Origin of the sequence: Nonomuraea corallina (genome assembly GCF_027620315.1) — a bacterium.
In the GTDB taxonomy this organism is placed as follows: Bacteria; Actinomycetota; Actinomycetes; order Streptosporangiales; family Streptosporangiaceae; genus Nonomuraea; species Nonomuraea corallina.
This window is the reverse complement of record NZ_JAPNNL010000206.1, coordinates 1-12,503: the sequence shown is the minus strand read 5'-3', so window position 1 is coordinate 12,503 and position 12,503 is coordinate 1. Positions and strand designations below refer to the sequence as shown.

Here is a 12,503-nt window from a genome sequence, read left to right as displayed (position 1 = left end):
CGGGTCGCCCGCGCCCGCCGCCGTGACCGGGGTCGCCATCCTGTCCTGGAACGGCTCGGCCGGCTCCGTCCGGGTCACCGCCGACGGCACCGGCGCCGTCCGGCTCCGGCTGTCCTACCTGCGGCGCGAGGACGGCGGCGTGTCGCGCGAGCTGGCCGGAGAGAGCCGCACCCTGTCCGGCCGCACCGAGTACACCAGCCGGACCGGCCGCGACCTCGGCCGGGTGCCGTGCGGCAGGCGCGCCCACCTGACGCTGGTGGCGATGACGGAGCCGGCGGCGGCGAACGGGCCGCAGATCAGCGAGGTGGCGGTGGACGGCCCCGCCTGCGCCCCGCCCTCCCGGCCCGGCACCCCGTCCCCGGACGTCCGGGCGTCCACGCCGCCTCAGAGCTCCCCGGGGAACCAACTGGGCGTGATGAACAGGCCCGTGGCCTCCACCAGGACGGTGCCGTCCGGGAGCGCCATGCGGCCGTCGGCCCAGGACTTGCGGCCCTCGGACCGGGTGTACTCCGCCGTCGCCACGACGGGCGTCCCGAACGGGACGGGTGCCCGGTAGGTCATCGTCAGGGAGGCGGTCAGGCCGCCGCGCCCGACGGCGCCGAGGGCCGTGCCCAGCAGGTGGTCCAGGACCATGGCGCTGACCCCGCCGTGAACCAGGCCCGGCGGGCCCTCGTGCAGCGGGCGGAAGACCTGCTCGGCGCGGACGCCCCCGCCCGGCAGGTACTCGATCTCGATCGGGGGCGCGAACGGGTTGGCCGCGCCGACGACGGCGTTGCCCATGAGCCACCGGGGCTCGCCGACCTCCGCCGGGGGTCGCCGGACGGCGTCGAGGCGCTCGGTGAGCGCGCGCAGCTCCTCGGTGACGGCGGCGATCTCCTCGTCGTCGGCGCCGGTCGCGACCACGGCGTCCATCAGCGCGCGGGTCTGCGCGACCAGGGCGAGAAGCGCCGTGTAGGTGGATGCGGACGGAGCCTCGAGCGTCATGCGACGATCCTAGACCGAATGTCATTCTAGAAGACGGGACCGATCCAGGGATGTACGTCACATTCCACGAGGTCACGTTGACGTCACGAAGAAGTCACGCCAGGATTCCAAGATCTTTTGCGATTGCATCCCCTTTGGGGCCTTCTTTACGAAATACTGCTGACCTGCCGGTTTCAAGGCGTGGATGATCTACCCGCTTTTGACACTGGCTTGACCTGGCGATTCGTGACGGTAACCTCCTGGATCACGGAGGACTACTGGTCTCCGGTTTCGTCACACGCGTCCCGAGGGCTCCCCTCGTACCCCGGGCTGCGCGGACGGGATCGGTCTTGCTCGGAAGGGTTGGCCCCCAGACTTCCATGACCCCTGAGATGCGGAAGTTCATCGAGCTTCTGGAGAGCCAGCTCGGCTACTCCGAGAAGGCCGGTGCGTACACCAAGTTCGGCAACTGGTACGGCGAGACCATCGAGTTCGACGCCGACTACACCTCCGCCCCCTGGTGCGACATGTTCCTGGCCTGGGCGGCCACCAAGCTCGGGTACGAGGAGTGGATGGGCCAGTTCGCCTGGACGGTGGCGCACGCCAAGTGGTTCAAGAAGCAGGACGCGTGGGGCACCAAGCCCGAGCCCGGCGCGTTCGTCTTCTTCGACTGGGGCGGGTCCGACAGCATCAGCCGCATCGACCACATCGGCGTGGTCACCAAGGTCGAGGGCGGCCGCATCCACACCATCGAGGGCAACATCGACGGCGGCGTGGCCAAGCGCAAGGAACGTGACACCAGCAAGGTCGTCGGTTACGGGTACCCGTGGAAGATCAAGGAGCGGCTGGACGCCGAGGCGGCCCAGAAGGCGGCCGACGAGGCGGCGGCCATGGAGGCCAAGACCGACGACGGGCTCGCCACCCTGGTCCCGCACGTCGAGCTCGACGGGCAGGCGAAGACCTCGTCCGGGTCCCGCCCCGGAAAGGAGCGCGACAAGAAGGGCGAGACGCCCAAGGCCGGCAGGTCCGACGCCCCGAAGAAGGCCGAAGCGGCCCCCCAGACCGCGGTCACCCCCGGCGCCGGTGAAGCGTCGGCGCCGAGAACCGGCAAGCACGCCAAGCCCAGCACCGCCGACACCAGCGCCGTCACGACGGGCCCCATCCCGGTCATCACGGACGTCGCCGCCACCGGCCCGTCCACCACGGTGGACTCCCCTGCGCTGCTGACCTCCGCCCTGGTGGCCGCTCTCGCGGTGCTGGCGGTGGCCAAGGCCAGGACGCTGCGGCTGCGGCCGGCCCTCGCCGGGGCGGCGGCCGTACGGGACGACGCGCCGCGCTCTCACCGCCGCCGCAAGCCCCGCAAGGAGGCCCGCACCCCATCCGCGCGCCCGCTGCAGGAGCCCATGGAACTGGACGCGCCCCGGCCACTGGTCGACGGGCTGGAGCCGGTCACCGCGCTCAGGTCGCTGCGGACGCTGTTCCCGCACGAGCCCATCGTCATCCCGGAGGCGACCAGCCCGTTCGACGCCTTCTCCCGCCCCACCAGAACCTACGGCTCCACCACCCGCCCGGCCCTGACCACGGCCTCGACCACGGCCCCCGCGCTGGTCCCCGCCCCGGTCCTCGCCGAGCCGGAGCAGCCGGTCACCCTCGTCTGGGAACACGACGGCTCGACCCGCCGGCTCATCACCGACACCGGGCCGATCGAGATCCCGCGCGAGCCGGGGCTGTACGAGCTGCCCGACCCGTACAGCGGATTCCACCTCCTGGGCGGCGCCTCCGGCCCGTTCCCGATCCGCGAGGAACCCGTCCTGCCGCGTCGCCCGCACGCGACCTCCTCCGGCACCCACCCGGGTCGCGGGCATGCCCTCATGACCGCGCCCTCTCACGGGGAACGCCTCGCGACGGACGCGCCCCTCCGAGGCCGCCGCCACCGTCAGTCCGTGGACGTGCAGCGCCTGGAGCCGCTCACCCCGGACGCCCCCCTCCGAGGCCGCCGCCACCGCACCGCCCACGACCCCACGGGCCACGACCTGAGCCGCAGCGTCCCGTACGAGCCGGCGGGCCGTACGCACGACGGCGCCCGCCACCTTTCCCACCGGCCGGACGCCGCCGCCACCCGCGCGTACGAACCGGCCCTGGCCGGCGCGTCACGAACGGCCGACCACGCGCCCCCCGCCCGCGACACCCGCACCGCTCCGGCAGGCCGCCGAGGATCCCGCCGAGGCCGCCACCGCGCCTGACGCCGCCGCCACCGGACCGCCACCGCCCTCGCGGGTCGGCGGTGCGTCGCTTTGTGCCCAAGGCCGCGGGCCGCCGCGCGGCGGGTTTCACGATCCTTTTGCTCTTCCGTTCCACCTATCGGTCCGATAATCTAAAGAACGTTGGAATACGAGAGGAGCCCCCCATGTCGTACCCCGAAGCGCGTTACCTGGGCGAGTCCGGCGAAGCCAGCGGACGCCTGAGGCCCGCCACGCTGGGCCCGGACCTGGTGATCGGCAAGGACCCCGGGACGCGGGTGCACTATCTCGGCACCGGCGCGTCCACGAACGGCGCCTTCGGCCTGTACCGGTGGGAGATGGGCCCCCGGCCGGGCGGCGCTCACCCGCACTTCCACCGCACGATCACCGAGTCGTTCTACGTCCTGTCCGGCGCCGTGAGCCTCTACGCCGGCAAGGAGTGGGTGGAGGGGACGACCGGCGACTTCCTGTTCGTCCCCGAGGGGGGCGTCCACGGCTTCAGGAACGAGTCGGGCGAGCCCGCGTCCCTGTTGATCCTGTTCACCCCCGGCGCGCCGCGCGAGGGCTACTTCGAGGAGCTCGCCGCCATCGCCGCCGAGGAGCGGCAGCTCGCCCCCGAGGAGTGGACCGAGCTGTATCTCCGCCATGACCAGTACATGGTGTGATGTTCCCCGAAGAGCCCGTCTACGAGCAGCTCGCCCGGGTGGGCAAGGCGCTGGCCAGCCCGGTGCGGCTGCGGCTGCTCGACGTGCTGGACCAGGGTGAGCGCACCGTCGAGGAGCTGGCGCGGGAGGCGGGCGTCCCGTTGAAGAACACCTCGGCCCAGCTCCAGCAGTTGCGCGCGGCCCAGCTGGTGACCGCCAGGAAGGAGGGCACCCGGGTCCACTACCGGCTGGCGGACGAGCGGGTGTCGCGGTTCCTGGGCGCGTTCCAGGGGTTCGCCCAGGAACGGCTGGCCGACCTGCGCGACGCGATGACCGAGCTGCTCGGCTCGTACGAGGGCGTGTCGGCGGACGAGCTGGCCACCCGGCTGTCGGACCCGGCGACGCTCGTGCTCGACGTGCGCTCCCCCGACGCCTTCGCGGCCGGGCACGTGCCCGGTGCGGTGTCGGTGCCGCTGCGCGAGCTGGAGGACCGCCTGGGCGAGCTGCCCGGTGGCCGGGAGATCATCGCCTACTGCGGCGGCCCTTACTGCGTGGTGTCGCCCCGGGCCGTCGAGCTGCTGCGCGAGCACGGCTTCCGGGCCAGGCCGCTGGAGGGCGGGCTGACCGCCTGGCGGCGATCCGGGCGTGGCATCCGGGGACTTTAGTCACCGGACACTTGCGTCCCGATTCCCGGCCGCCTCAGTACGGTGAAGGTCCGGGGACCGGCACTCCGGGATCAGCGGCTCAGATCAGCCCCAGCGCGAGCATCGCGTCCGCCACCCGGCGGAACCCGTCGATGTTGGCCCCGGCCACGTAGTTGCCGGGCATCCCGTACTCCTCGGCGGTCCGCAGGCAGCGGGCGTGGATGTCGCCCATGATCTCCTGCAGCCGGTGCTCGGTCGTCTCGAAGCTCCACGAGTCGCGGCTGGCGTTCTGCTGCATCTCCAGCGCGCTGGTGGCCACGCCGCCGGCGTTGGCCGCCTTTCCCGGCCCGAACGCGACGCCCGCCTCCAGGAACACCTTGATGCCCTCGGGCGTCGTCGGCATGTTCGCGCCCTCCCCCACCGCGACGCAGCCGTTGGCGACCATGGTGGCGGCGTCGCGGCCGGTGATCTCGTTCTGCGTGGCGGACGGCATCGCCACCTCGCACGGCACCTCCCACACGCTGCCGCCCCGCACGAACGTCGCGTGCGGGCCGCGCCGCGCCGCGTACACGTCCATCCGGCCGCGCTCCACCTGCTTGACCTGCTTGAGCAGGGCGAGGTCGATCCCCTTGTCGTCCACCACGTACCCGGAGGAGTCGGAGCAGGCCACCACCGTGCCGCCGAGCTGCTCGATCTTCTCGATCGTGTAGACGGCGACGTTCCCGGACCCGGACACCACGACCCGCTTGCCGTCGAACGACGTGCCGCGCGCCTTGAGCATCTCGTCCACGAAGAACGCGCATCCGTAGCCCGTGGCCTCGGTCCTCACCTGCGCTCCCCCGTACACCAGGCCCTTGCCCGTGATCACGCCGGACTCGTAGCGGTTGGTGATGCGCTTGTACTGGCCGAACAGGTAGCCGATCTCGCGCCCGCCGACGCCGATGTCGCCGGCCGGCACGTCCGTGTACTCGCCGATGTGCCTGTAGAGCTCCGTCATGAAGCTCTGGCAGAACCGCATCACCTCGCGGTCCGAGCGGCCCTTGGGGTCGAAGTCGGAGCCGCCCTTGCCGCCGCCGATCGGCAGCCCGGTGAGGCTGTTCTTGAAGATCTGCTCGAACCCGAGGAACTTCACGATGCCCAGGTAGACCGACGGGTGGAAGCGCAGTCCACCCTTGTACGGGCCCAGCGCGCTGTTGAACTCGACCCGGAAGCCGCGGTTGATGTGGACCTCGCCGCGGTCGTCCTCCCAGGGCACGCGGAAGATGATCTGGCGCTCCGGCTCGCAGATGCGTTCGATGATCTTGGACTCGGCGTATTCGGGGTGCTTGCCGAGAACCGGGCCGATGCTCTCCAGCACCTCCCGCACCGCCTGATGGAACTCGATCTCCCCAGGGTTGCGGCGCAGGACGTTGTCATAGATCGACGACAGCTTCTCGTGCAACACGGACTCTCCCACTCGTTCGCCAAACGCGTCCTCACCTTACGAGGAAGGCGGCTGTGAGCTCCACCCACCCCCGCTTCTGACCTGCGAGTACCCGGTGGGCGGCGGGAGAACCCAGGTCAGGTGCCCACGTGTGCCTTGGGACGCTCCGCCGTGACGGCCGGCGCGGGCTCCTCGTCGTGCCCCTCCACCGACAGGTTCGGCAGCAGCCGGTCCAGCCAGCGCGGGCACCACCAGTTGGCCCGCCCCAGCAGCACCATGGTCGACGGCACCAGGAATCCCCTGATCAGCGTGGCGTCCACGGCGATCGCCACCGCCAGGCCCACGCCGAACGTCTTCACCATCGAGTCCGGGTACGCGATGAACGCGGTGAACACCGCGACCATGATCAACGCGGCCGAGGTGATGACCCGCCCGGTCGACCCCAGCCCTTCGGCCACGGCGCGCGCGTTGTCGCCGTGCTTCAGATAAGACTGCCGCACCGCCGTCAGCAGGAAGACCTCGTAGTCCATCGACAGCCCGAACAGCACCGCGAACAGCATCAGCGGCACGTAGCTCTCGATCGGCACCGAGAAGAACAGCGTCTGCACGAACGAGGCGTTCACCGGCGGATCCATGCCCACCAGCCCGCTGCCGACGCCGAACGAGAACACCGCGGCCAACGCGCCGAACGCGGCGCCGAGCGAGACGAGGTTCATCAGCGCCGCCTTGAGCGCCACCACCGGAGCCCGGAAGGCCAGCAGCAACAGCAGCGCGCTGAGCAGGACCACGATGCCGATGACGAGCGGGGTGCGCTCGATCAGCCGGTCGGCGGCGTCGGTGAGGGCGGCCACCTCCCCGCCGACGTGCACCTGGAGCCCGCCGCCGTCGAACGTCCTGATCTCGCGTACGAGGTCGGCGGCCCGCGCGTCGCCTGGCGGGTACTCGGAGATCACCTGGATCATGGCCGCCCGCTCGGAGTCGTTCAGCTTGGGCTCGGCGACGTGCGCGACACCGTCGAGGTCCCCGATCCGGTCGGCCAGCCGGTCGGCCGCGGCCTCGGTGATCGTGCCGGACGAGGCCGCCACCACGGTCAGCGGCCCGGTGCTCCCGGGGCCGAACCCGACCGTCATCAGCTCGTACGCCCGCCTGGGCTCCGACCCCTGCGCGCCGTACCCGTCGTCGATCGGCCCGAGCTTGAGCGACAGCGCGGGGGCGGCGAGCGCGGCCAGCACGATCACACTGCTGATCAGCACCCGCCAGGGCCGTCGCGCCACCCAGGCGCCGAGGGCGGCCCAGCCGGACGACTCCGCCCGGCGGCCCAGGAACGGCACCTTGAGCGCGTTCACCCGGTGGCCCAGCAGGCCGAGGAGCGCCGGCACGAGCGTGATCGAGGTGAGCACGGCCATCACGACCGAGATGCCGGTGATCCAGCCCAGCGTCGCCAGCAGCGGGAACCCGGCGAACATCAGCGCGGTCAGCGCGATGACGACCGTGCCGCCGGCGAACACCACCGCCCCGCCCGAGCTGGACACCGCCCCGCGCACCGCCTGCTGCACGGGCAGGCCCGAGGCGAGCAGCCGGCGGTACCGCGACAGCAGGAACAGCGCGTAGTCGATGCCCACGCCGAGGCCGATCATCGTGGCCATGATCCCGGCCTGTTTCGGCACGTCCACGACGTGCCCGAGCAGCCCGATCACACCCAGCCCCGCGGTCACGCTGACCAGCGCGGTGAAGATCGGGATGAGCGCGGCGGTGAGCGTGCCGAAGGCGAAGATCAACACCAGCAGCGCGCAGATCACGCCGATGACCTCGCTCGGCCCGGTCTTGATCTCCTTGTCCGCCGGGGTGGAGCTGTCGTTCGCGACGACCTCCAGCCCCGCCGCCCGCGCGGGGTCGGCGGCCTTGGAGATCCGCTGCGTGTTCTCGGCGACCTTGAGGCTGTCGTGGCCCTCCAGCCGCACGGTGATGACGCCGATCTGCAGGTTGGAGGCGATGCCGCCCTGCCGGAACGGCGAGTCGACCTCCTTGACGTGCTCCTGCATGCGGATGTTCGCGACCGCCTCGTCGACGGCCTCCTTGCGCGGCTCCTCGATGAGCGGCCCGTCCGGGGAGTAGACGACGAGCTGTACGGTGCCGCCCGGCTCATATCCCGGCCCGAAGCCGTCACGCATCAGATCGTGGGCGCGCTGCGCGTCGGTGCCGGGGATGCTGACCTCGCTGCTGACGGGGCTGCCCAGAATCAGGCTGCCCCCCATCGCCGCGACGGCCAGCGTCACCCACAGTGCCAGAACGGCCCGCCCGTGCCGGGCGCACCAGCCGCCCAGCCACCCCAGAAAGCGCGCCATCGAGCCGCCCCCCTGTTCAGAACGACCGTCCTGTACGGTCGTACAGAGTAGGATAAAACGGGATCAGCGGAAAGCTGACGCGGACCCGGAAATGAGACGATGACCACAGCCGACGACACTCGCAGCCGTATCCTGGCCGCAGCTCGCAAGCTGTTCGCCGAGCGCGGCTACGCCAACACGTCACTGGCCGACATCGCCGCCGCCGTGGGGCTGACCAAGACCGCGATCGCCTACCACTTCCACCCCAAGGACAAGCTCGCCGCCGAGCTCATCGCCCCCGCGGCCGAGGACCTGATCACCCTCCTGGGCACCGACTTCGCGGAGGACCGCCACGCCTTCGTGACGGCCCTGGTCGACCTGATGGTGCGGCACCGCGCGGTGATGCGCCTGTTCATGGAGGACCTCGGCACCGCCGACGTCGCCCCGCCCGGCTCCACCGGCGAGGCCGTACGGACCTTCCGCGACGAGATCTACCTCAGGCTCGTCGGCCCGCACCCGGACGACGCGGCGAGAGTACGCGGCTGGGCCGTGCTCGGAGCCTTGAACTCGGCCGTGGTCCACACCATGGACCTCCCCCAGGACCAGGTGCGTCCCACACTGCTGCGCGCCGCCCTGACCATCGAGAACCTCTAGCCTCTCAGCCGAAGAGCTCCTCGGCCGTGGTGACGCTCATCGCCCGCACGAGCCACGTGTCGAGCTGCGCCACATCAGCACACCCTTCGACCCGCGCCCGCACCTCACCGGACACCGGCACCCCGCGCCGTTCCAGAAGCAGCAGAATCGACCGGGTCTCCCCCCGAACCTGCCCCTCCTCCCGGCCTTCTTCGCGGCCTTCTTCGCGGCCTTCCTCGCGGCCTTCTTTTCGGCCCTGGTCGCGGAGCTGCTCGGCGAACTCGGACTGGTAGCGGTAGGTCCCGGTGGACATCATTCTCCTCCAGAGCTGTCGGGCCTTGGTGTCGCCTAGCCCCACTTCGGTGAACTCGGCCAGGAAGCCGGCGTCGTCTACCTCGACGGTGTCCAGTGCTGCTGCCAGCGCCTCCAGTATGACATTCACTCTCCGTGAGTGCGCGTGTGTGATTGCGGAGAACACGGTCAGGACCACGTCCTGAGCCGCCATGGCACGGTCGGCGATGACGGGGACGTTGTCGGGGCCCAGAGCGATCGGCCAGATCGTCATGGTCGGCATGTCTGGAAGACCGATCGACTTGGGACGCCGGGCCCAGCGGGCGACGGCCGCGTTCTGGCAGATGACGACGAGCACGACGCCGCGCCGGTATTTCGCGTGCAGATAGCTGATGTAGTAGGCCCAGGCGGGAGGCTTCGCCCGGTCCCGTTTCTGCTGTGACTCGATGACGATCAGATGGTCGCCCGCCTCGGACTTCAGGTCGAGCAACGTATCGACCCGTCGTTCGATCGGCAGGATCTCGGTGAGGTCGGCGTTGACGACCGCTGCCGAGTTGACTTCCGGGAAGGGGATGTCCAGCGCCTTGAAGGCGCGGGAGAAGAGCGAGGGCTCCTCCTGGAAGATGCGGTGGAGGGCCTCGTGCTGGGCCGAGGGCATGCACAGAATGTTAGCAGCCGATTACCTAGAGTTTTACCGGTCACTCCGCCAGATGGAACGCGGCGACGGCCGGGGCTCCCAGCATGGCGGCGCGCACCCGCTCCGGCGGCAGGCCCTCGCGCAGGGCGGCGACCGCGGCGGCGCTGACCGCGCCGAGCGCCGCGCCGGTGACGGCCGCCGCCGAGACGGGGTCCAGTTCGTCCGGGTAGGCGCGGCGAAGGGCCTCGGCCAGGGCGCTCTGGGCGGTGGCCATGCGCTGGAGCAGCCGCGCCTGGACCGCGGGCTCGGTCGCCACCAGCCGGGTGCGGGCGGCGGCCAGACCGGTCGGCAGGTCTTTCGCCGACGCGTCGGCGACCATCGCGCCGATCGCCCGAGCGAGCGCGCGGGCCGGACTCTCCCCGCTCCGCCGCTCGCCGAGAGCCGCCACGCCCAGCTCCACCCGGGGGACGCTGTTGGCGAGCAGCACGTCCTCCTTGGTCGCGAAGTGCAGGAAGAACGTCCGCGTGGACAACTGGGCCGCGGCGGCGATCTGGGCGACCGTCGTCCGCTCGTACCCGTTCTCCTCGAACAACCGCACGGCGGCCTCGACGAGCGCCTCCCTGGTCCGCTCCTTCTTGGCCTCACGCAATCCCATGCTCCAGAGCTTACTACATCGACTGCATCGCTACATTGAGTGTATAAATGCACGAGTGCATCGAAAGGAGCCAGCTATGGGAAGCCTGGACGGGCGGGTCGCGCTCATCACCGGCGCGGGCCGCGGAATAGGCAGGCAGGAGGCGCTCTTCTTCGCCTCCGAGGGAGCGAAGGTCGTGGTCAACGACCCGGGCGTGACGGCCGAGGGAGCCTCCGGCGACCCCGGCGTGGCCCAGGCGGTGGCCGACGAGATCAGGGCCGCCGGAGGCGAGGCCGTGGCCAGCACCGACGACGTCACCGACTGGGCGGGGGCCAGGCGGATGGTGGAGACGGCGGTGGAGGCGTTCGGGGATCTCGACGTGGTGGTCAACAACGCGGCGATCCAGCGCAGGCGGGCCCTGGTGAACATGACGGAGGACGAGTTCGACGCCGTGCTCGCGGTCCACCTCAAGGGGACGTTCGCGGTCACCCGATGGGCCGCGCGGCACTGGCGCGACCAGGGCGACTCCCGCGACCGCGCGGTGATCAACACGGTGTCCGCCTCAGGGCTGCTGCTGCCCGGGATCACGCAGGGCAACTACGCGGCGGCCAAGGCCGGCGTCGCGGCCCTGACCGTGGCCCACGCCGTGGAACTCGCCAGGTACGGGGTGCGGGTCAACGCCGTGTCCCCGTCCATGGCCCGTACCCGGCTCACCGAAGGCGTCCCGGGGATGTCCGCTCCGACGGAGGGCGCGTTCGACCCGCTCGACCCGGCGCTGACGGCGCACGTCGCGGCCTATCTGGCCACGCCGGGCTGCCCGGTCAACGGGCAGGTGCTGGCGGTACGGGGGACTTCGGTGACAGCGCTGAACGGGTGGAGCGTGGGTGAGAGCGTGACCAAGGACGGGGCGCCGTGGACGGTGGCCGAACTCGGCAAGGCGATGGCGGCGCTCCCTTGGCGCGATCCGCTGGAGGAGGCGGTGGCGATGGTGGGCGGCAGCCTCGGCGACGGCAACCGGGACAAGCTGCTGGCCATGGTCGACGCCATGCTCGCCGACCCCGGATGACCGGTCCCGGTTCCTCCCGGATCACGGCGCTCTCGGGCTGAGGCGGGCGTCAGGGTTCGGTCGACGGGTCCGCGGTGGCGGTGGACCGGGCAGGCGTGGGCCGGGTGGGCTCTGGCTCTGTGGGGCTGGGCCCTGTGGGGCTGGGCTCTGTGGGGGTGGGCTCTGTGGGATCCGGTTCGGTGGGGTCGGGGCCGCCGGAGGGCTCGACACCGATGGTGATCGTGACCTGGCCGCCGGGGGCGGCGCAGGCGTCCGGCGCGGGGTCCTGGGCGATGGCGACATGGTGCCGGGACTCGTCCTCGACCACCTGGGTCCGGACCACCGGCGCGAAGCCGGCGACGCGGACGGCGGTGAGCGCGCCGTCGCGCGAGCGCCCGATCACCCTGGGCACGAGGGCGCCGCGGCGGGCCACCACCAGGGACACCGCGGTGCCGCCCGAGACGCGCGTGCCGGCCTTCGGGTCCGTGGAGAGGACCTGACCGTCTGGCTCGGGGGCGCAGCGGGTGGAGACCTTGCCCACCTTCAGGCCCGCGCCGGTGACGGCGTCCTCGGCCTCCTCGCGGCGCGTGCCGGCGACCGCGGGCACCTTGACGCCCGCCGACACCTCCAGCGCGACGGCCGAGCCCTTGGCGACGCGGGCGCCGGCGGCGGGGCGGGAGGCGAGCACCTCGTCGAGCTCGCGGGGGGAGTCCCGTTCGGTGACGTCACCGGTGGCGAGCCCCGCACGTTCGAGCGCCCTGACAGCGGCGGCGCGGGAGAGCCCGGCCACGGCGGGAACGGCGATCTCCACCGGCTGCCGGACGGGCGGGTCCTTCGGCACCGAGGGCGGATCGTCCGCCACGCGCGCGGGCGGTCTGTCCTTGGCGATCTGGTTCCCGTTCCCCTGGCCGGCCGGCCCGGAGGTGGGGGTGGAGGTCGGCGTGCCGGCCCGTACTTGCATGTCGGCCTCCCTGAACAGCGGCACGAACAGGGTCACCAGCACGGCCGCCGTCACCAGCAGCGCC

The 12,503-nt window shown here is 71.6% G+C and carries 12 protein-coding genes; 5 read left to right on the top strand and 7 right to left on the bottom strand.

What is annotated here, in order from left to right; translation table 11 throughout:
* Window positions 1-114 precede the first annotated feature (114 nt).
* Window positions 115-378, bottom strand: coding sequence for a hypothetical protein (locus OUY22_RS32345; protein WP_270159058.1), 264 nt, complete (start codon window positions 376-378; stop codon window positions 115-117).
* A gap of 6 nt (window positions 379-384) precedes the next feature.
* Window positions 385-984, bottom strand: a complete 600-nt coding sequence (locus OUY22_RS32340) for a PaaI family thioesterase (RefSeq protein ID WP_270159057.1) — start codon at window positions 982-984, stop codon at window positions 385-387.
* Window positions 985-1,355: 371 nt separating this feature from the next.
* Between OUY22_RS32340 and OUY22_RS32335 the strand changes: the two genes are divergently transcribed.
* From OUY22_RS32335 to OUY22_RS32325, 3 genes are all read left to right on the top strand, one after another.
* Entirely contained in the window at window positions 1,356-3,206 is a 1,851-nt protein-coding gene (locus OUY22_RS32335) for a CHAP domain-containing protein (RefSeq protein WP_270159056.1), read from the top strand.
* A gap of 164 nt (window positions 3,207-3,370) precedes the next feature.
* Window positions 3,371-3,868 (top strand): cupin domain-containing protein, encoded by a 498-nt coding sequence (locus OUY22_RS32330; protein ID WP_270159055.1) that lies wholly within the window; start codon window positions 3,371-3,373, stop codon window positions 3,866-3,868.
* Entirely contained in the window at window positions 3,868-4,512 is a 645-nt protein-coding gene (locus tag OUY22_RS32325; protein WP_270159054.1) for an ArsR/SmtB family transcription factor, read from the top strand. The genes OUY22_RS32330 and OUY22_RS32325 overlap by 1 nt, the downstream gene beginning before the upstream one ends.
* 79 nt (window positions 4,513-4,591) lie before the next feature.
* On the opposite strand, the gene gdhA is transcribed toward OUY22_RS32325, so the two are convergent.
* On the bottom strand, window positions 4,592-5,935 hold the full coding sequence (gene gdhA, locus OUY22_RS32320; RefSeq protein WP_270159053.1) for an NADP-specific glutamate dehydrogenase: 1,344 nt from the start codon (window positions 5,933-5,935) through the stop codon (window positions 4,592-4,594).
* Between the two features lie 116 nt (window positions 5,936-6,051).
* Window positions 6,052-8,259, bottom strand: coding sequence for an MMPL family transporter (locus OUY22_RS32315; protein ID WP_270159052.1), 2,208 nt, complete (start codon window positions 8,257-8,259; stop codon window positions 6,052-6,054).
* A gap of 99 nt (window positions 8,260-8,358) precedes the next feature.
* On the opposite strand from OUY22_RS32315, the gene OUY22_RS32310 reads away from it, so the two are divergent.
* On the top strand, window positions 8,359-8,892 hold the full coding sequence (locus OUY22_RS32310; protein WP_270159051.1) for a TetR/AcrR family transcriptional regulator: 534 nt from the start codon (window positions 8,359-8,361) through the stop codon (window positions 8,890-8,892).
* 4 nt (window positions 8,893-8,896) lie between these two features.
* Here OUY22_RS32310 and OUY22_RS32305 read toward each other — a convergent pair whose 3' ends face one another.
* Window positions 8,897-9,820, bottom strand: a complete 924-nt coding sequence (locus OUY22_RS32305; RefSeq protein WP_270159050.1) for a hypothetical protein — start codon at window positions 9,818-9,820, stop codon at window positions 8,897-8,899.
* Between the two features lie 40 nt (window positions 9,821-9,860).
* Complete coding sequence (locus OUY22_RS32300) at window positions 9,861-10,454, bottom strand: TetR/AcrR family transcriptional regulator (protein WP_270159049.1); 594 nt, start codon at window positions 10,452-10,454, stop codon at window positions 9,861-9,863.
* A gap of 76 nt (window positions 10,455-10,530) precedes the next feature.
* Between OUY22_RS32300 and OUY22_RS32295 the strand changes: the two genes are divergently transcribed.
* The gene (locus tag OUY22_RS32295) at window positions 10,531-11,499 is read left to right on the top strand and encodes an SDR family NAD(P)-dependent oxidoreductase (RefSeq protein WP_270159048.1); all 969 of its coding nucleotides are present in this window, start codon (window positions 10,531-10,533) and stop codon (window positions 11,497-11,499) included.
* A gap of 49 nt (window positions 11,500-11,548) precedes the next feature.
* On the opposite strand, the gene OUY22_RS32290 is transcribed toward OUY22_RS32295, so the two are convergent.
* A partial coding sequence (locus tag OUY22_RS32290; RefSeq protein WP_270159047.1) for a PASTA domain-containing protein occupies window positions 11,549-12,503 on the bottom strand: 955 nt, incomplete at its 5' end.

Bases quoted from the DNA above. Each gene is read 5' to 3' on its own strand.
- OUY22_RS32340 (WP_270159057.1), bottom strand. From the start codon at position 984: ATGACGCTCGAGGCTCCGTCCGCATCCACCTACACGGCGCTTCTCGCC.
- OUY22_RS32335 (WP_270159056.1), top strand. From the start codon at position 1,356: ATGCGGAAGTTCATCGAGCTTCTGGAGAGCCAGCTCGGCTACTCCGAG.
- OUY22_RS32330 (WP_270159055.1), top strand. From the start codon at position 3,371: ATGTCGTACCCCGAAGCGCGTTACCTGGGCGAGTCCGGCGAAGCCAGC.
- OUY22_RS32325 (WP_270159054.1), top strand. From the start codon at position 3,868: ATGTTCCCCGAAGAGCCCGTCTACGAGCAGCTCGCCCGGGTGGGCAAG.
- OUY22_RS32315 (WP_270159052.1), bottom strand. From the start codon at position 8,259: ATGGCGCGCTTTCTGGGGTGGCTGGGCGGCTGGTGCGCCCGGCACGGG.
- OUY22_RS32310 (WP_270159051.1), top strand. From the start codon at position 8,359: ATGACCACAGCCGACGACACTCGCAGCCGTATCCTGGCCGCAGCTCGC.
- OUY22_RS32305 (WP_270159050.1), bottom strand. From the start codon at position 9,820: ATGCCCTCGGCCCAGCACGAGGCCCTCCACCGCATCTTCCAGGAGGAG.
- OUY22_RS32300 (WP_270159049.1), bottom strand. From the start codon at position 10,454: ATGGGATTGCGTGAGGCCAAGAAGGAGCGGACCAGGGAGGCGCTCGTC.
- OUY22_RS32295 (WP_270159048.1), top strand. From the start codon at position 10,531: ATGGGAAGCCTGGACGGGCGGGTCGCGCTCATCACCGGCGCGGGCCGC.